This is a genomic window from Weizmannia sp. CD-2023, from assembly GCF_036225245.1.
GTDB lineage: Bacteria > Bacillota > Bacilli > Bacillales > Bacillaceae_C > Weizmannia > Weizmannia faecalis.
This window is the reverse complement of record NZ_JARTJQ010000102.1, coordinates 1-16,387: the sequence shown is the minus strand read 5'-3', so window position 1 is coordinate 16,387 and position 16,387 is coordinate 1. Positions and strand designations below refer to the sequence as shown.

Here is a 16,387-nt window from a genome sequence, read left to right as displayed (position 1 = left end):
TCATCAGGATATTCAGCAGAAAATACGTCATGGTTCCGCCGAGAAACTTGAAATCAATGAAAATCAGGATAAGGATCCCAAGCCCGATTAAAATCTGTTTCCAGAACGATAAGGGGGAAGCCTGGCTGGAAGAGGGCTGCTCATACGCCTTTGGATGGGCCTGAAGATCCACATTGTACTCTTTCGCCGTTTCGGTGGCAAGTTCCTTATACGTATTGGTCACCGCCGCATCGGGCTTGTTTTCTTTCAAATACGGTATGGCATACTGATCAAGGATCCGCCCTACTTTTCCGTCCGGAAGCGCTCCCTCCAGGCCGTACCCGACTTCAATTCTGATTTTCCTGTCTTTTACTGCCAGTACGAGCAATACCCCGTTGTTCATGGATTTATTGCCGAGCCCGTACTGGCGGAAAGCTTTATTGGCGTACGCTTCAATGGTTGTGTCTTTCCCGATCGTGTTCACAGTTAAAACCGCGACTTGCGCTTTTGTTTGCTCATCCAGCTGCTTGCCGAGTGAAACGAGCTCCTGTTTTTGGCTGTCTGTCAGCACACCGGCAAAATCCTGCACATAGATGTCTCCAACCGGTTCCGGAATGTCCGTCGCAGCGTGCACACCAGAAACGGCCGAGCACACGGCAAAAAGAAAGGTGAGAAAAACGGCTGTAATAAGCGCGGCCTTTTTCATCACTGATCACTGCTGTTCCCAAAATCAACTTTCGGGGTTTTCTTTGCACTTTCATCCGCTTTAAAATATTCCTTTTCCTCAAAACCGAACAGGCCGGCAATCAGTGCGCCAGGCATTCTTTTTATCTTTTTGTTATACGTGGCAACGGCGCTATTGTAATCCTGGCGCGCCACAGCAAGGCGGTTTTCCGTGCCGGCGAGCTCATCCATCAGCTGCGTGTATTGTTGGTTTGCTTTTAAATCCGGATATTTTTCAACCACCACCAACAGCCGGCTCAACGCACTGTCCAGGCGGTCGTTTGCCGCTGCCTGATCTCCGGGTGTTTTCGCCCCGGCCAATTGTGCGCGGGCTTTCGAGACGTCATCTATCACCGCTTTTTCGTGGGAAGCATAGCCCTTGACGGTGTTCACAAGATTCGGGATCAAATCCGTCCGCCGTTGCAGCTGGTTTTGAATTTGCGAATAAGATTGATTTACATTTTCTTCCGCATTCACCAAGCTGTTATAACTTGTAAAAACGCTGACGATCAGAACCACCAATATGGCGGCCACAATCAGCCATGGCATCCACTTCTTCATATACAATCCTCCTCATTTATGCTTATAAATCCAATACCCTGTCAAGAGCATTGAAATACCAGGCTCGGCAAATAAAAAGAAAACATGTACCGGCCGTCTATCATTAAGATACGGAGTGCCTGCCCAAAAGTTTCATGCTTCATGTAAAATATTTTCCGAGCAGGATGCCTGAAAATGCCAGGGCAATGCCGAACAGATAGCTCAACACAAGGTACGGGACAAGAATATGATATTTTTTGTCTGCTTGCAGCTGAATATTCTCAAGTTTAAAAGTGGAGAAAGTTGTAAAGGCACCCAAAAAGCCGGTCCCGAGAAGCAGGCGCCACGAACTCCCGGCACCAGCACCGAACAGAAGGCCGAGCATAAATGAGCCCGAAAGGTTAATGAAAAATGTGGCCAGCGGGAATTTTGCCGGAAAGGCCCGGTTGATCCACCGCGAAAGAGAAAACCGGGAAACCGCCCCGAAAAAGGCGCCAATTGCGATAAAGATGCCGTTTAAAACCATGAATCCGTCTCCTTTATTTATGCTGTATCTGAACCGACTCTGCCTTTAGCCCGCGAATGCAGTATTCCGCCAAGTTTAAAGCCGGCCCATGACATGAACAAGCCGCCAAATAAACTGCAGAAAACATACAACATCGCGGCAAACGCATGCGATTGCCGGATCAGCTGCACCGTTTCCACACTGAAAGTCGAAAATGTGGTGAAGGAACCGACAAACCCGGTGCCAAGTGCGGTTACAACATACGGATGAATCTTTTTAGACTGAAATATATGCATCGTAAGCCAGCCAAGCAGAAAACAGCCGGCCAGATTGATCGCAAGTGTCGGGTATGGAAAAACGGCATGCGTGTACATGCCGATCCATATGCCGAAATAATAGCGTGCCAAGGCACCGAAAATACCGGCAACCCCGACCCAAATATATAACATACAGCTCCCTCCAGTCCATTGCGGCATGGGCTCCCCCCACTGTTTTTTCGTGAAAAGAGTTCCCCGTGCCGTTCTTAAAGTGCGTTTTATTTTGTCAAAAGCCTTGCCAGCCCAAACGCAGCGGCAGCGGCCAAACCACCAATCACAACCGTTTCAAGCCCGCTTTTCCACACATTGGAACCGGTAAACCGCCCTTTCACCGCCCCGAAAATAAACAGAACAACGAGCGTCACCAGGACGGAAACAAGCAAGGCCTGTGATGCCCGGGTGACAAAAAAGTAAGGGGAAAGCGGGATCAGCCCGCCCACAATATAAGACAAGGCAATCGTTAACGCACTTTTTAAGCTCCGCCCTTTTTCCGGCTTCTCAAGCCCCAGCTCGAATTTCATCATAAAATCCACCCATTTATCAGGGTTTTCCGCCATTTTATCGACGATTGCTTCGATTTGTTCCGGTTTCAGCTCATATGCCTTAAATACATCCCGGACTTCGTCTTTTTCCCGTTCCGGTACCTCTTCTACTTCCCGGTATTCCCTTTTTAATTCGCTATAATAATGCTCGGCATCCGATTTTGCTGCCAGATATCCGCCAAGCCCCATGGCAATGGAACCGGCCGCAATTTCCGCCGCGCCGGCCGCGAGAACGAGCACCGGCGAATCCACTGCACCGGATAATCCTGCTGCGAGTGCAAACGGCACAGTCAGCCCGTCTGACATGCCAATCACAATATCACGGACGGTGTCAGATGCCTGGAAATGTTCCTCAACATGTTCATATTCCGGCATTCCTTCTCTTCCTTTCTGTCTTTATAGGTCTTATTGTAGCATTTCAAGCCGGAAATGGGCGAAAATGAACATAAAGTTTACTTTCTTGTAAAAGTTTCTTTGCAAACTTTAGAGATACGCATATAATGAACTTAACAACTGACGTCCGTCCAAAAGCCTGTTTCCCGGCTTTTGGACAGCATGTGTAAAAGGAGCCAATAAAATGTCACACGACCATGGACACCAACACCATCACCATGAACCGGCACAATACGGAAAAGCTTTCGCCGCCGGCATCGGGCTGAATATTCTTTTTGTTGCGGTTGAAGCCATTTACGGTTTCTTTTCCGATTCCCTTTCGCTGTTGGCGGATGCAGGCCATAATCTGAGCGATGTGCTCGGGCTCATCATTGCTTGGGCCGCTGTCTGGCTTGGCAAAAAATTGCCGACAAAAAAGCGCACATACGGCTATAAAAAATCATCCGTGATGGCTGCGCTTTTAAATGCGATTATTTTGCTGATTGCGATCGGCGCGATTTTTCTCGGGGCAATCCAGCGTTTTGCCCATCCGGAACCTGTCGCAGGCAAAACGGTCATGATCGTTGCCGTGATCGGGATCGTTATTAATACCATTACCGCTTTACTGTTTATGTCAGGAAGAAAAACGGACCTCAACATCCGCGGCGCTTTTCTGCATATGGCTGCCGATGCGCTTGTCTCTCTCGGCGTTGTCATCGCAGGTGCGATTATCCTGTTTACAGGCTGGGAGTGGGTCGACCCGGTTACAAGCATCATTATTGCGATTGTGATTTTTGCGGGGACATGGGGCCTGTTGCGGGAAGCAGCCGACCTTTCGCTTGATGCGGTGCCTGCAGGCGTTGATGCTGATGCGATTAAAACCTATTTAGAACAAATTCCGACCGTGCTCAACGTCCATGATTTGCATATCTGGGGAATGAGCACGACAGAAACGATATTGACGGTCCATATTGTCCGTTCGCAAATTGAAGACAACGACCTGCTGCTTGAAAAACTGGAAAAAGAACTGCATGACAAATTCGGGATCGAACACGCTACCATCCAAATTGAAAAAGGGACATATGTTTGCGGCCTGGCGCCGGACAACAAAGTTTAAACCGGAAAACAAAACTTACGGCAATTCAATAAGCATGCCCGGCACATGAAGCCGGATCCAGCATGCAAAACCCCGATGGAAGCAAGCGGTTTACCTCATAAATACGCCTTTTGCCCGGATTTTCCTTTTGTACCGGCAAAAGAAAAAAGGCTGCCACTGCGCAGTCTTTTTTTTGTCCCTTTAAAAGCACAAAACTTTTCGACAGATTTCTACATTCTCCGTTGCTGTGGATATTCTTATACACATTTTGCACAAAGTAACACCAGGCCTTCTCACGTTTATAAACAATTTACCCACAAGATATAAACATTTTACTGTGGATAAAAGAACGCTTGTTCCGCAAGGCTAAATTTGGTAAAGTAAGAATACAAATACTCTCTCTTTATGATACGCAGGATGCTTAAAAAAAAGAACAACATTTTCGGAGGTGGTACAGATGTATAAGTTATCTGATGAACTATTGATCGAGTCCTATTATAAAGCAAAAGAGCTGAAATTAAGTGCCGAGTTTGTGAAGCTGATTGAAAAAGAGATTGAACGCCGGTCCCTGACCCATAAAATCAAAGCAACGTCCTAGCCACTTTTGCTTGATATGTGGCTTTTTTTGTGTGATCAATCCTTTTTTTCTTGAATATATATATAAATAAATGGCAGTTGGGAGGTTTGCGGGGGTGGACTTTGATCATTGGTATGATGCTATCTTGAATTTTATAAAATCGCAAGCCGCCAATGGATTGACAGTGGCAAACGGATGCTGCGGTGCTGCAGCGCTTTTTTATTGCGGCAATCATCAGCCGGCGGTTTCCGCAGCCTTGATCTTTGCCGCTGTATTGTTCGACCGCTATGACGGGAAACTGGCCAGGAAGTTAAAAATGGAATCCGCGCTTGGCAAGCAGCTTGATTCCCTTTGCGATTTGCTTTCGTTTGGCGCCGCGCCTGCCATGCTGATCCATACAGCGCTGTTTTGCCTGTACGGGGTTCCGGGTATGTTGGCCGCCATTTTTTATATGCTTTGCGGGATGATCCGGCTCGCCCGGTTTAATATCAGCAAGCAAGAGGGATTTTTTTACGGGCTTCCGATCCCCGTGGCAGGCTTATGTGTAACGGCCGGTTTTTTTGCCGTTCCTTATGTCACCCACTTCTGGTTGTTTGTGTGGATGGTGCTGTTGTCGGTCCTGATGGTGGCGCCGTTTAAGTTAAAAAAAATATGAAAAAGGCGCACTGCAAATTTTGCAATGTGCCTTTTTCATTATTCGCCGTTTTGTTCCTTTCTTTTTTCTTTCTCAAGCCGGTAAAATTCGTGGAACATTTTCATGAGGGCCCGCTTTTCAATACGGGATACGTAGCTTCTTGAAATGCCGAGCTCCTTCGCAATTTCGCGCTGTGTTTTTTCCTTTTTTAAATTCAGGCCGAATCTGCCGATGATCACCTGTTTTTCGCGTTCATCCAATATGTCAAAGAATTGTTTCACTTTTTCCAGCTCCATATTCAGCTGGATCGTGTCAAATACGTCTTCCGCTTCAGACTGGAGAACATCAATTAACGAAATTTCATTTCCTTCCTTATCTTGGCCGATCGGGTCATGCAGCGAAACATCTTTTTTTGTTTTCTTTAAAGCTCTTAAATGCATGAGGATTTCGTTTTCTATACACCTTGCTGCATAAGTGGCAAGTTTTGTCCCCTTCCCTTCCGAATAGCTCTCAATTGCTTTGATGAGGCCAATTGTTCCGATCGAGATAAGGTCTTCTGTATCTTCACCGGTATTTTCAAATTTTTTGACGATGTGCGCTACAAGCCGCAGGTTATGTTCGATTAAAATATTCCGGGCATCCGCGTCGCCTTCCGCCATCCGCTTCAAATATTTCCGTTCTTCGCTTGCCGAAAGAGGTTGTGGAAAAGCATTGTTTTTCACATAGGAAACCAAAAAAACAAGCTCTTTCATCATATAGCTTACCGCTGTTAAGATCCCCGACATCCTTCCACCTCCATTAGGCTTGAGCCTATATAGTTCAAACATATGAACAAGGAGGCGGAATTGTGTCTGTCCCGAAGAAAAGACGGCTGGTAAATATTGCACGACACTTAAAAAACAAAAAAAGTTGTCTCAAAATCGCAAAACGGCTGATGGGAGCTTTTATTTTTGCAAGGGATGATAAAGTTGGCTGTTTGATCGCGGCATTCAGCCACTATTCTCGGGAAGCGTTTCGTAAAATACGCGGCCTTCCGCCCAAGGAGTGACATACATGTAAAAACCGCATTACAGCGCGCTGTAATGCGGTTGGGTTGAACAGATTCCTTAACTGTGTACAGCTTCATCCGTTTTTGTTTCCCGGATGATGTAATCAAAAGCACCGAGCGCAGCTGTCGCGCCGGCCCCCATCGAAATAATGATTTGCTTATAAGCGCTATCGGTGCAGTCTCCTGCGGCAAACACGCCCGGAACACTGGTCGCGCCGCGCTTATCCACCACAATTTCACCCCGCGGTGTGCGTTCCACTGTATCACCAAGCCATTCGGTATTCGGGACAAGGCCGATTTGGACAAACACACCCTCGAGTTCAATATGGTGTTCTTCCCCGGTTGCACGGTCAATATATGTGATGCCGTTCACTTTATCCGTGCCGGTAATCTCTTTTGTTTGCGCATTTTTTACAACCGTCATATTTGGAAGGCTGTAAACGCGCTCAAGCAGCACACGGTCCGCCTTTAATTCAGGCATAAATTCAATGACGGTTACATGTTTGACTACACCGGCAAGGTCAATGGCCGCTTCAATGCCGGAATTGCCCCCGCCGATTACGGCGACATGTTTACCGGCAAACAACGGCCCGTCACAGTGCGGGCAATAGGCCACACCTTTGTTTTTGAATTCTGCTTCGCCCGGCACGTTGATGTTGCGCCAGCGTGCACCGGTGGAAATGATCACGGTTTTGCTCTTTAATACAGCCCCGTTTTCCAATTCCACCTCAACGAGATCTTTCTTTTCGACCCTTTTTGCACGTTGCAGATTCATAATATCAACATTATACTGTTTGACATGTTCTTCAAGGTTTGCAGCAAGTTGCGGGCCTTCCGTATACTTCGTGCCGATTAAGTTTTCAATGCCGACTGTATCGAGAACCTGCCCGCCAAAACGTTCAGCGACAATCCCTGTCCGGATGCCTTTGCGCGCCGCATAAATGGCTGCACTTGCGCCGGACGGGCCCCCGCCGATAACGAGCACATCAAACGGGTCTTTCTTTTCAAACTCGGACGGATCCGCTGTGCTGCCGAGTTTGGCAAGAATTTCTTCCACTTCCATCCGTCCGCTTTCAAAGAATTCGCCGTTCAGGTAAATGGAAGGGACGGCCATAATGCCTTTTCCTTCCGCTTCCTCTCTAAACGCAGCCCCATCAATCATCGTGTGCGTGATATTTGGATTGAGCACACTCATGATGTTTAAAGCTTGTACCGCAACAGGACAGTTCTGGCAAGTCAGGCTGACATAGGTTTCAAAATGGTATTCGCCTTTTATGCTTTGAATCTGGTCAATGACCTTCTGATCCACTTTAGGAGGGCGGCCGCTGACCTGCAGCAGGGCCAGAACGAGCGATGTAAACTCATGCCCGAGCGGCACGCCTGCGAATACAATCCCGGTATCTTCTCCCGGCCGGTTTACACTGAAACTCGGGGTTCTGTCGAGTTTTGTGTTTTCCACTTTTATCCGGGGCGACATGGCGGCCAATTGGTCAACCAGTTCGAGCATGTTCCGTGATGTTTCATCGGATCCCGCGCTCACTTTCAGCAGAACGTCGCCCTCCATCATTTGCAGATACTGGGCCAGTTGCGCTTTAATCTCTTCATCCAGTATCATATCGGTTCAGCTCCTCAGATTTTGCCTACAAGATCAAGGCTTGGTTTCAGTGTTTCACCCGTTTCTTTCCATTTTGCCGGGCATACTTCACCTGGATGCTGGCGTACATATTGTGCGGCTTTGACTTTGTCGATCCATATGCTTGCGTCACGGCCGATGCCGTCAGCGTTGATTTCAACCCCTTGGATGACGCCGTCCGGATCGATCAGGAAAGTGCCCCTGTCAGCAACGCCTTCTTCTTCGCGCAATACATCAAACATACGGGTGAGTTTTTGTGTCGGGTCGCCGATCATGGTGTATTCGATTTTGCTGATCGCTTCAGAATGATCATGCCATGCTTTGTGAACAAAATGAGAGTCTGTTGAAACCGAATAGACTTCCACGCCGAGTTCTTTTAAAGCGGCATAATTTTCCTGAAGATCTTCCAGTTCAGTAGGGCAGACAAATGTAAAATCAGCAGGATAGAAGCAGACAATGCTCCAGTTTCCTTTGAAATTTTCATCCGTCACTTCGACAAATTCACCGTTGCGGTATGCTTGTGCTTTGAATGGTTCAATTTTTTTGCCAATAAGGGACATCGTGCAATTCCTCCTTAAAATCATTTGTGGTAAATGATCATCGTTCACTGATCAGGCCAGCAAACAATAATCATTTTAATTCAATACCAATTATTATATGGAATTAATTTCGTGTCAAGCAATTACACCCGGTTTTCTATTTTATCGTTTCCTGATTTTATATGATATAGTCATAAAACCATGATATTTATGTTTTTTATGCTGTTTCCGCCTCTTTTTTTCACCTCTGTAATTGAAAATCAGGGCAGATAATTGAAATTTTTTACGCCCAGAGACCGCCGCTCTCCCATTTCAGTATTGAGAATGCTTTTCAATAGATAGATGTCAAAAAAGCCGGTGGCCGGAGCCATCAGCTTTTTCTTTTCCGCCTGTGGAAAACAGCGGTAAAAATCAAAATATGCAAAAACATAGCGCCATCCCCTGATCCGGTTTTGCTAGGTGGAATCTGTCTCCATAAAGATAAAGTCCAAACGTTTCTGATAACGGGCCATCGTCAACCGCTCCTTTCTTCAGGTGTTTTTTCAGCTTAAAAATGCCTTGCTTGGAATGCCTCACGCTTTGTATTCATTTCATCGTACAGCCTGAAAACTTCTTCATCACGCTGCCTTTGTTCTGCCGTCTTTTTCAGCCGTTTAATCGTGACGGTAATAAAGATTAAATTGAGTGTCATATTTTTCCACCTCCTTAAGGGCGCAAAAAAACCGCAGGACAGGCATGATCCCGCGGCTTTCCGGAAAAAAACCGCACGGATCAGGCAAATGCATCCTGCGGCTTGTGCGTCAAGTTAAAAAATCAGCGCAAATTCAAACCGATACGGAGCGGATGCAGAACATGTTCAGTTGCAACTGCAGAAAATAGGATTGTGTATGCCATGTTCTTCAACCTCCTTTGAATTTGCTTACATAGGAAAGTATATCCAATTCCGGCGGGTTTGTAAACCGCAAATTGGCAAAAAAATAAAAAAAGGCCGAAAACCTTGTATGCCGGACAACCGTGTGCTTCGTTACTGCACCGCCCGGGTTACAAAGGTCCCTGCCTTTTCAATTATGATTTGCGATTATTCCGCTGTAAAAGCTGTGCGCCTTCTTCGCTTTTTAAAAGCCGTTTATGGTAAGCTCGTGAAATCGAGAAAAACAAAACAGATACGGCAACAAACCCGCTTGAAGCAACGAGTAAAATTTTTGTCCCCAGTTCGGATTTCCCTTCGATCGGCATCACCGCACCCAAATATAAAAAGCCCGTCACAGCAAGCAGCACGATGCCGTACATTTTAAAATCCACCATTTTCACGTACATCGATTTCGCTTTCTTCAACCGCCTCACCCTTTCTATCAATCTGCTAAACCTACTCTATCACAGATAAAACATAAAAAAGACAAGTAATTACAGGAAAGGAAGGAAAAAAATGGATCTACAGATTTTCAACAATACCCGTGACAAGATGGGCAGAGTTCACGGCCGCCGTTTCAAGATATTCATCAAAAGAGATCCCGGACTCCTGCCCTGCAATATCGGAAAGGGAGCGGATGATCACAAATGGGATGCCAAATTGCCATGCCACTTGTGCGACGGCAACGGCTTCCATTTCCACCGCCTGCACTTCCGGGAAGTGCTCCTTTACAGCCGCCGTTTTCGCAGGATCATCCATAAACGAGTCCCCGGTAGCAATCAATCCTTTCACAACCTTAATGCCAGGCAGTTTCCCTGCGCAGCTTTCCGCAATCCGGACAAGTTTCTCATCCGCCAAAAAAGCGGGCGGCATTTGCGGCACTTGCCCGTATTCATAGCCGAATACTGTCGCGTCGACATCATGGTGGCGCACTTCCGTTGAAATGACGACATCGCCGACGTGAAGGGCGGGGTTTGCGCCGCCTGCTGAACCGGTATTGATTAAGCAATCCGGCGCGTATGTTTGCAGCAAAAGGCCGGTAGAAAGCGCAGCATTCACTTTCCCGATGCCGGATCGGAGCAAGATGACATCTTTCCCTTTCATTTTTCCCGCCGTATATTCATAACCGGCAATCGTTTTAACTTGCGGGTGCTCGATCTGCCCGCGCAAAATCGACACCTCTTCTTCCATTGCGCCGATGATTCCAATTTTCATATGACTCCCTCTTTCGTCCAAAAGTTCCAATCCCCATTATATAGCAAAAAAGCAGAAGTGGATACGGCTTGCCAAAAAAACAACGTCTGATACGATGAACATGGAGGTGTACGAAAATGGCATTTGAGCTTGACAGGATAGAGGATAAGATTGAATTTTTCGAAGCGGACCGGCTTGAGGCGCTCGAGAAAAAAATCAATGATCAAATCGAAGCCAATAAAACCCTGCTGCTCCGGGTGGCGTCCGTTTCCCACCAAATGCAGTTTGACGCGGACGGCAGACCCCATTATTCCGCCGTCGTCCATTTTACGGCACAAAAATAAGCGGCACAGACGGCCGCTTATTTTTTATCGTTCTCGATCAATTCATACATCTTTGTAGGTTTCCAGCCTTTTCCGTCCACCCATGTCAAATAAACACGGTAGGTCGTATCGGCATTTTTCGCGGAGACCGTCCCGATCGCCTCATCGGTCGTTGCCCCATGCTCCAAAAACCAGACCGTCATATTGTCTTCCGGTATGCCTGTTGCATACGACAATGCCTTAAGCTTTTCCTTCCAGTCAAGGGAAGTGGACGAGGCGGAATAGACATGTCCGCCTGTTTGTTCGGTTCCGACCGGTTTCCAGCTAGAATCGGTAATGACTTCTTTCACATTCGGTTCATTGCTTTTTTCCACTTTACGGGTTGATTTTTTGCTGTCTTTGTCCGCCGTTTTTTTGGATGTATGAGATGATGTCGTTTCATGGCCGGATGAAGCAGTCTTTGTTACGGCCGCTTTCTTTTCTTTCGGTGCCGGTTTTGAGTTGTCGTTCCCGGCGAAAAAAATGGAGTAAGCCACAATACAAATAAGCGCGATGACAATCACAATCAGTGTATTTAAAATGATGTTTGTTTTCCGCCGTTTTGACTGCTGCATGGCCTGTTTCCGTTCTTCACGGCTGTAAAATTCAGGCAAGGTCATCCCTCCACTTCATGGCCTTATCATACCACGGTTTTACCGAATCGAAAAGGCGCACAAAGAAAATTCGGCGGGCATGGCCCACCGCAATCCGGATGTGATAAGCGTTTGCAGCAGGCCGTATCCTTTACAACTTGCACCTTGGAACACCTGCGCACCCGCTCCGGATTATTGAATCGAGATGATTTTGACTCTCATATCCCCGCCCGGCGTCTGAACCGTGACTTCCTCTCCGACGCTTTTCCCGAGCAGGCTTTTTGCAATCGGGGAATCGTTTGAAATTTTTCCTTCAAACGGATCGGCTTCAGCGCTTCCGACAATCGTGTACGTTTCTTCTTCCCCGTCCGGTAGTTCCACAAAAGTAACGGATTTTCCGAGCGATACCGTATCTGTCCCGTCATCTTCAATGATTTTCGCGTTGCGGATCATGTTTTCAATCGTCGTAATGCGGCCTTCCACAAAAGCTTGTTCTTCTTTCGCGGAGTCGTACTCGGAATTTTCGGAAAGGTCCCCGAAACTTCTGGCAATTTTTATCCGTTCGACGACTTCTTTCCGTTTGACCGTTTTTAAATATTCCAGTTCCTGTTCCAATTTTTCTTTCCCGTCCTGGGTCATCGGGTAAACTTTTTCCTGAGCCAAATCCCTTCACTCCTATATCTCTTAGTTATCAAATGTGTATGCGTTTCAACATACAAGATGACGCTTTCTGCAAGCGGCTGTGTTTTTTCCACCATGTTGTTTAGCGCGCCGAAAAGATTCCGGCGCGCTCACCATGTATTCTAAATAATCGTATTACAAAAAAGACTTTTGTTCAAGGATGGATTGCAATTTTGTCACGACCAAATCAATCGCCACCCGGTTCTGCCCGCCTTCCGGGATAATGACGTCCGCATATCTTTTTGTCGGCTCGATGAACTGGTTGTGCATCGGCCTGACCACCGTAATATACTGCTCGATGACCGACTGGAGCGTCCTGCCGCGCTCTTCGATATCCCGTTCAAGCCGCCGGATGATCCGCAAATCGGCATCGGTATCGACATACAGCTTAATATCCATTAAGTTGCGCAATCTCTCATCTTCCAATACTAAAATGCCTTCCAAAATAATGACATCTTTCGGTTCCACATGGATGGTGCGGCTAGCGCGCGTATGTTTGGAAAAATCGTAAACCGGTTTTTCAATTGCCTCATAAGAAAGCAGTTTATGCAGATGCTCAATTAACAGGTCATTGTCAAATGCAAACGGGTGGTCATAATTTGTTTTCAGCCTTTCTTCAAACGGGAGATGGCTTTGATCTTTGTAGTAAAAGTCCTGTTCAAGCACCAGAATGGAGTGTCCCTTCAAGCTTTCGTAAATCGCCCGGGTTACGCTTGTCTTCCCGGACCCGGAGCCCCCGGCCACGCCGATCACAGCCGGCTTTCGTTCCATTTCCTTCACCTCTTTATACTGACTGCCAATCCATCTCCGACGGGGAAAATCGCGGTGATAAATTGCTCATGCTGCATTAACCATTCGTTGTAGCTTCTGATTTTCCGCACCAGATTGCTGACTTGCTTCTTTGCGATGAAGTCTTGTATCACAAGGCCTTTAAATAGCACATTATCCGTGTATACACATCCCTTTTCCCGCAGAAAAGGCGTAAACGAATCAAAAAATTTCCGGTACTGCCCCTTTGCCGCATCAATAAATATCGCATCGTACGGGCCGAGTTCCCGGGTCTTTTGGATGACGTCAGAAGAAAGTGCATTCCCTTTCAGCAGGCGGATCCGCCGGGATAAAGGGGTGCGGGCAAAATACGCATTTGCCTGGGCAACCCTTTCTTCTTCGCGTTCAATGGTGACGATTTTTACATCCGGAAGCGCATCTGCCATTTTCAGGGCCGAATACCCGATCGCCGTCCCGATTTCAAGCACGCTTTCCGGCTTTTGAATCCTTAACAACTGGCAGAGTGTTTCCATTCCGATTGGATCCATAATCGGAATATGCTCTGATTTTGCAAAAGACGCCATTTCTTCAAAAAGCGGATCTTTCTTTTGCATCAACTGTTCTATATACGCTTCGACCGGGCCGTTCATCGCTGGGCCCTCCGGCATAAACACATTTCCATAACTTCTCCCTGCTTCTCAAAAAAATTCCGCTTATTATCGTAGCACATTTCAAACGGGAAAGCGAATGTTTACCGTTTCGCCTTCGCAATGTACTTTTCCTTTAAAGCATTATGTTCCTTCAATGTCTTGGCAAAATAGACTTTTCCTGTATCCACATTTGCAAGAAAATAGAGGTAATCGGTTTTTTCGGGCTTGAGCGCAGCCTTAATCGATTGTTCTCCGGGACTTGCAATCGGGCCCGGCGGCAGGCCTTTATGTTTGTACGTGTTATAAGGGGAATTCACCCGCAAATCTTTATACGTCACTTTTTCTTTATGCCGGTTTAAAGCATACAGTACGGTCGGGTCCGTCTGCAGCGGCATGTTCTTCTTTAATCTGTTGTAAAAGACGCTTGAAATTTTTGCCCTGTCCGCTTTTTCAGTTGCTTCTTCCTCGATAAGTGAAGCCATCGTAAGCAGTTTGTGCGGCGTTAAACGGGCCTGTGTGCTTTGCCCGGCGTAAGCGGAAAAAACCGCATTTGTTTTAGCCACCATCGTTTCCAGTACGGCATCAAGCGGCACATGCTGATCATAAAACGAATAGGTCGCCGGAAAAAAGTAGCCCTCGAGCGGATGCCGGATCTGCTGATTGAAAACTTCTTTTGTCACAAGGCGCGGATATTTTTTCATCAAATGTTGTACAAAAGCAGGGTCATCTGCCCGCTTGAGCACCTCTTCTTTCCGGAAGGAGCTGTGTTTTTGGATGATCTCCGCAATTTCCTCAAGGCCGGCCCCTTCCGGCACGGTAAAGCGGATCATGGCAATGCCGCCTTTTTGCATGCTGCTGACGATCTCGCTCGTATCCATGGACGGCGACATTTGATAGGTGCCGGCCTTTAAACCCGACTGGTGGTGGGATTTCGCATAAATTGCAAAAGCCCAGGCATTTTGGATGATCCCGTTTTTTTGCAAAATATGCCCGATCTCTTTTACCCCGGAGCCGGGCGGAATCGTGACGAGTTTTGTCTTATGGCTTCCAGGCTCCACCGGTTTCAGCGCCGACACGTAAAAAAGGGCAGCCCCTCCAAAAACAACAACAGCCAGCATGATGATGCATGCGGCTATCCATAATTTCGGTTTCTGCTTCATTTTTTGAAGCAACAGTTGAAACGGATTTTTCTTTCCGGCCAAAACAGAATCTTCCTCTCAATAAGAAAAATCTTAAAACAAGTACAGAAAGCCATTTTCGACTTTTTTCCTGTCCATTATACTACAAATTTCGCCAAGTTTTATTTCATTTTCTTTTCAAAAGGGAAAGTCTTCCATTCCGGCAGACGGAAAAAGCACACGGTTTGTCCCGTGTGCATGTTCAAGATGCGTTTATGCTTCTTCTTCATCGAGAAACGTATTCAGCATTTCCTCGATCATTTCCCACTCTTCATCTGTTTCAATCGGCTGGAGATCCCCTTCTGTGCCGTCTTCATTTTCTACATAGGCGGAAGCATGGATTTCGATGCTTTCATCCTCGTCTTCTTCCGCACCAATCGGATAATACAGGACGTACGATTTTCCGAAATCTTCGGATTCAAACGTAAAAAGCACTTCATACAATTGTTCGTTTCCGTCTTCGTCCACTACGGTAATATGCTGGTGGTCTTCGTGGTCATGTTCATGGTTATGTGTCATTTCTTCACCCCGTTAAGTTTGGCTGTCAAGGAATCCTTGCAAAATTACACTTGCCGCCATTTTATCAATTACTTTTTTCCTTTTTTTACGGCTGACATCGGCTTCCAGTAATATTCTTTCCGCTTGTGCCGTGCTTAAACGTTCGTCCCATAAAATAACGGGCAGATTGAGCCGTTTTTTTAATTCTTCGGCATAAACCTTTGAGGCCTCTGCCCGTGGGCCGATCGTGTTGTTCATATTTTTCGGGAATCCGACGACAATTTTTTCGACGCCGTGGATTTGCGCGAGTTCAGCGACCCTGTCGAAACCGAATTTGCCCTTTGCTTCATTGATGGCAATCGTTTCGATGCCTTGGGCAGTCCAGCCCAGGGCATCGCTGACCGCCACACCGACGGTTTTCGAACCGACATCAAGGCCCATAATTTTCAATTTGATCCCCCGCGATGTTGTTTCAAATACGATTTGACCAGTTCTTCGATAATTTCATCCCGTTCCAGTTTGCGAATCATATTCCGGGCATCCTGATGGCGAGGGATATAAGCCGGGTCGCCCGAGAGGAGGTATCCGACAATCTGGTTAATCGGGTTATAGCCCTTTTCCTCGAGCGCGCTGTATACATGGAGCAAAACTTCCTTGACCTCGTGTTCCGTCGGTTCTTCCGGAAAATTAAACCTCATCGTTTCATCGAATGAGCTCATTATCGCAGCACCTCTCTACTAAAGCTTGGCTTTTTAGATGTTCCGGTTTACACAAATTTTGAAGGTGCATTTTCCGCTTTCTGCCTGAAAACGATCCGTGTAAACAACCAGCTTTGTTTCATTGTACACTACTTTTTGCTTGAATCAAACGGATTTTACCCATTCTTCTACAATTTGTAATGCGGCATCAATTTGTTCAGGCTGTTTGCCACCGGCCTGCGCCATGTCCGGACGGCCGCCGCCACCGCCGCCGCAGCGCGATGCCACTTCCTTTCCTAGCTTCCCGGCATGGTACCCTTTTGCGACAAGGTCTTTGGTGACGCCAGCAA

Annotated in this window: 25 protein-coding genes; 5 read left to right on the top strand and 20 right to left on the bottom strand. The window is 46.9% G+C overall.

What is annotated here, in order from left to right; translation table 11 throughout:
• The 5 genes from P9687_RS15005 to P9687_RS14985 all read right to left on the bottom strand — a co-directional run.
• Nucleotides 1–685: TPM domain-containing protein (locus P9687_RS15005; protein ID WP_328228915.1), on the bottom strand; the 685-nt coding region annotated here is incomplete at its 3' end.
• A complete protein-coding gene (locus tag P9687_RS15000; protein ID WP_035187894.1) occupies nt 685–1,263 on the bottom strand; it encodes a LemA family protein in 579 nt (192 codons plus the stop codon). The genes P9687_RS15000 and P9687_RS15005, both read right to left, overlap by 1 nt.
• 139 nt (nt 1,264–1,402) lie before the next feature.
• On the bottom strand, nt 1,403–1,768 hold the full coding sequence (crcB, locus tag P9687_RS14995) for a fluoride efflux transporter CrcB (protein ID WP_014097936.1): 366 nt from the start codon (nt 1,766–1,768) through the stop codon (nt 1,403–1,405).
• Between the two features lie 17 nt (nt 1,769–1,785).
• Nucleotides 1,786–2,196, bottom strand: a complete 411-nt coding sequence (gene crcB, locus P9687_RS14990; protein ID WP_046720712.1) for a fluoride efflux transporter CrcB — start codon at nt 2,194–2,196, stop codon at nt 1,786–1,788.
• An 86-nt stretch (nt 2,197–2,282) separates the two neighbouring features.
• Entirely contained in the window at nt 2,283–2,981 is a 699-nt protein-coding gene (locus tag P9687_RS14985) for a VIT1/CCC1 transporter family protein (protein WP_014097934.1), read from the bottom strand.
• Between the two features lie 202 nt (nt 2,982–3,183).
• On the opposite strand from P9687_RS14985, the gene P9687_RS14980 reads away from it, so the two are divergent.
• The 3 genes from P9687_RS14980 to pssA all read left to right on the top strand — a co-directional run bounded on the left by P9687_RS14980 (nt 3,184) and on the right by pssA (nt 5,306).
• Entirely contained in the window at nt 3,184–4,095 is a 912-nt protein-coding gene (locus tag P9687_RS14980) for a cation diffusion facilitator family transporter (RefSeq protein WP_035184543.1), read from the top strand.
• A gap of 436 nt (nt 4,096–4,531) precedes the next feature.
• Nucleotides 4,532–4,672, top strand: a complete 141-nt coding sequence (locus P9687_RS14975; RefSeq protein WP_013859738.1) for a sporulation histidine kinase inhibitor Sda — start codon at nt 4,532–4,534, stop codon at nt 4,670–4,672.
• A 94-nt stretch (nt 4,673–4,766) separates the two neighbouring features.
• Nucleotides 4,767–5,306 carry a CDP-diacylglycerol--serine O-phosphatidyltransferase gene (gene pssA, locus P9687_RS14970; RefSeq protein WP_017550581.1) on the top strand — a complete coding sequence of 180 codons (540 nt, stop codon included), beginning with the start codon at nt 4,767–4,769 and terminating at the stop codon, nt 5,304–5,306.
• Between the two features lie 38 nt (nt 5,307–5,344).
• Here the strand turns inward: pssA and sigK are convergent, their stop codons facing one another.
• The gene (gene sigK / locus P9687_RS14965; protein WP_013859739.1) at nt 5,345–6,070 is read right to left on the bottom strand and encodes an RNA polymerase sporulation sigma factor SigK; all 726 of its coding nucleotides are present in this window, start codon (nt 6,068–6,070) and stop codon (nt 5,345–5,347) included.
• 62 nt (nt 6,071–6,132) lie between these two features.
• On the opposite strand from sigK, the gene P9687_RS14960 reads away from it, so the two are divergent.
• Nucleotides 6,133–6,333, top strand: a complete 201-nt coding sequence (locus P9687_RS14960) for a hypothetical protein (RefSeq protein WP_017550582.1) — start codon at nt 6,133–6,135, stop codon at nt 6,331–6,333.
• Between the two features lie 58 nt (nt 6,334–6,391).
• On the opposite strand, the gene ahpF is transcribed toward P9687_RS14960, so the two are convergent.
• The 5 genes from ahpF to mtnN all read right to left on the bottom strand — a co-directional run bounded on the left by ahpF (nt 6,392) and on the right by mtnN (nt 10,630).
• Nucleotides 6,392–7,948, bottom strand: coding sequence for an alkyl hydroperoxide reductase subunit F (gene ahpF / locus P9687_RS14955; RefSeq protein ID WP_328228576.1), 1,557 nt, complete (start codon nt 7,946–7,948; stop codon nt 6,392–6,394).
• Nucleotides 7,949–7,962: 14 nt separating this feature from the next.
• Nucleotides 7,963–8,526, bottom strand: coding sequence for an alkyl hydroperoxide reductase subunit C (gene ahpC, locus P9687_RS14950; protein WP_061566155.1), 564 nt, complete (start codon nt 8,524–8,526; stop codon nt 7,963–7,965).
• Between the two features lie 526 nt (nt 8,527–9,052).
• Nucleotides 9,053–9,196: a YrzI family small protein gene (locus P9687_RS14945; RefSeq protein WP_080952222.1), complete on the bottom strand. Its 144-nt coding sequence runs from the start codon at nt 9,194–9,196 to the stop codon at nt 9,053–9,055.
• Between the two features lie 374 nt (nt 9,197–9,570).
• Nucleotides 9,571–9,849, bottom strand: a complete 279-nt coding sequence (locus tag P9687_RS14940) for a YrhC family protein (RefSeq protein ID WP_230951705.1) — start codon at nt 9,847–9,849, stop codon at nt 9,571–9,573.
• Between the two features lie 88 nt (nt 9,850–9,937).
• Nucleotides 9,938–10,630, bottom strand: coding sequence for a 5'-methylthioadenosine/S-adenosylhomocysteine nucleosidase (gene mtnN, locus P9687_RS14935; RefSeq protein ID WP_046720710.1), 693 nt, complete (start codon nt 10,628–10,630; stop codon nt 9,938–9,940).
• A 116-nt stretch (nt 10,631–10,746) separates the two neighbouring features.
• Here mtnN and P9687_RS14930 point away from each other — a divergent pair, with 116 nt between their 5' ends.
• Nucleotides 10,747–10,953, top strand: a complete 207-nt coding sequence (locus tag P9687_RS14930) for a YrzA family protein (protein ID WP_014097926.1) — start codon at nt 10,747–10,749, stop codon at nt 10,951–10,953.
• A 17-nt stretch (nt 10,954–10,970) separates the two neighbouring features.
• On the opposite strand, the gene P9687_RS14925 is transcribed toward P9687_RS14930, so the two are convergent.
• The 9 genes from P9687_RS14925 to P9687_RS14885 form a co-directional block, all read right to left on the bottom strand.
• Entirely contained in the window at nt 10,971–11,585 is a 615-nt protein-coding gene (locus tag P9687_RS14925) for a DUF1510 family protein (RefSeq protein ID WP_014097925.1), read from the bottom strand.
• 171 nt (nt 11,586–11,756) lie between these two features.
• On the bottom strand, nt 11,757–12,227 hold the full coding sequence (gene greA, locus P9687_RS14920) for a transcription elongation factor GreA (protein ID WP_013859748.1): 471 nt from the start codon (nt 12,225–12,227) through the stop codon (nt 11,757–11,759).
• Between the two features lie 153 nt (nt 12,228–12,380).
• Nucleotides 12,381–13,016, bottom strand: coding sequence for a uridine kinase (gene udk / locus P9687_RS14915; RefSeq protein WP_013859749.1), 636 nt, complete (start codon nt 13,014–13,016; stop codon nt 12,381–12,383).
• A gap of 5 nt (nt 13,017–13,021) precedes the next feature.
• The gene (locus tag P9687_RS14910) at nt 13,022–13,663 is read right to left on the bottom strand and encodes an O-methyltransferase (protein WP_046720709.1); all 642 of its coding nucleotides are present in this window, start codon (nt 13,661–13,663) and stop codon (nt 13,022–13,024) included.
• A gap of 101 nt (nt 13,664–13,764) precedes the next feature.
• Nucleotides 13,765–14,865 (bottom strand): endolytic transglycosylase MltG, encoded by a 1,101-nt coding sequence (gene mltG, locus P9687_RS14905; protein ID WP_061577082.1) that lies wholly within the window; start codon nt 14,863–14,865, stop codon nt 13,765–13,767.
• A 189-nt stretch (nt 14,866–15,054) separates the two neighbouring features.
• Nucleotides 15,055–15,360: a DUF1292 domain-containing protein gene (locus P9687_RS14900; protein ID WP_013859752.1), complete on the bottom strand. Its 306-nt coding sequence runs from the start codon at nt 15,358–15,360 to the stop codon at nt 15,055–15,057.
• Between the two features lie 12 nt (nt 15,361–15,372).
• Complete coding sequence (gene ruvX / locus P9687_RS14895; protein WP_014097922.1) at nt 15,373–15,789, bottom strand: Holliday junction resolvase RuvX; 417 nt, start codon at nt 15,787–15,789, stop codon at nt 15,373–15,375.
• A complete protein-coding gene (locus P9687_RS14890) occupies nt 15,786–16,058 on the bottom strand; it encodes an IreB family regulatory phosphoprotein (RefSeq protein WP_013859754.1) in 273 nt (90 codons plus the stop codon). Before P9687_RS14890 ends, ruvX begins: the two co-directional genes overlap by 4 nt.
• 144 nt (nt 16,059–16,202) lie before the next feature.
• Nucleotides 16,203–16,387 (bottom strand): DHHA1 domain-containing protein (locus P9687_RS14885; RefSeq protein WP_328228914.1); only part of this gene is annotated, 185 nt, incomplete at its 5' end.

What these genes read in the sequence shown, in the direction of transcription:
- P9687_RS15000 (WP_035187894.1), bottom strand. Translation starts at nt 1,263, where the DNA reads ATGAAGAAGTGGATGCCATGGCTGATTGTGGCCGCCATATTGGTGGTT.
- crcB (WP_014097936.1), bottom strand. Translation starts at nt 1,768, where the DNA reads ATGGTTTTAAACGGCATCTTTATCGCAATTGGCGCCTTTTTCGGGGCG.
- crcB (WP_046720712.1), bottom strand. Translation starts at nt 2,196, where the DNA reads ATGTTATATATTTGGGTCGGGGTTGCCGGTATTTTCGGTGCCTTGGCA.
- P9687_RS14985 (WP_014097934.1), bottom strand. Translation starts at nt 2,981, where the DNA reads ATGCCGGAATATGAACATGTTGAGGAACATTTCCAGGCATCTGACACC.
- P9687_RS14980 (WP_035184543.1), top strand. Translation starts at nt 3,184, where the DNA reads ATGTCACACGACCATGGACACCAACACCATCACCATGAACCGGCACAA.
- P9687_RS14975 (WP_013859738.1), top strand. Translation starts at nt 4,532, where the DNA reads ATGTATAAGTTATCTGATGAACTATTGATCGAGTCCTATTATAAAGCA.
- sigK (WP_013859739.1), bottom strand. Translation starts at nt 6,070, where the DNA reads ATGTCGGGGATCTTAACAGCGGTAAGCTATATGATGAAAGAGCTTGTT.
- ahpF (WP_328228576.1), bottom strand. Translation starts at nt 7,948, where the DNA reads ATGATACTGGATGAAGAGATTAAAGCGCAACTGGCCCAGTATCTGCAA.
- ahpC (WP_061566155.1), bottom strand. Translation starts at nt 8,526, where the DNA reads ATGTCCCTTATTGGCAAAAAAATTGAACCATTCAAAGCACAAGCATAC.
- P9687_RS14945 (WP_080952222.1), bottom strand. Translation starts at nt 9,196, where the DNA reads ATGACACTCAATTTAATCTTTATTACCGTCACGATTAAACGGCTGAAA.
- mtnN (WP_046720710.1), bottom strand. Translation starts at nt 10,630, where the DNA reads ATGAAAATTGGAATCATCGGCGCAATGGAAGAAGAGGTGTCGATTTTG.
- P9687_RS14930 (WP_014097926.1), top strand. Translation starts at nt 10,747, where the DNA reads ATGGCATTTGAGCTTGACAGGATAGAGGATAAGATTGAATTTTTCGAA.
- udk (WP_013859749.1), bottom strand. Translation starts at nt 13,016, where the DNA reads ATGGAACGAAAGCCGGCTGTGATCGGCGTGGCCGGGGGCTCCGGGTCC.
- P9687_RS14910 (WP_046720709.1), bottom strand. Translation starts at nt 13,663, where the DNA reads ATGAACGGCCCGGTCGAAGCGTATATAGAACAGTTGATGCAAAAGAAA.
- P9687_RS14900 (WP_013859752.1), bottom strand. Translation starts at nt 15,360, where the DNA reads ATGACACATAACCATGAACATGACCACGAAGACCACCAGCATATTACC.
- P9687_RS14890 (WP_013859754.1), bottom strand. Translation starts at nt 16,058, where the DNA reads ATGAGCTCATTCGATGAAACGATGAGGTTTAATTTTCCGGAAGAACCG.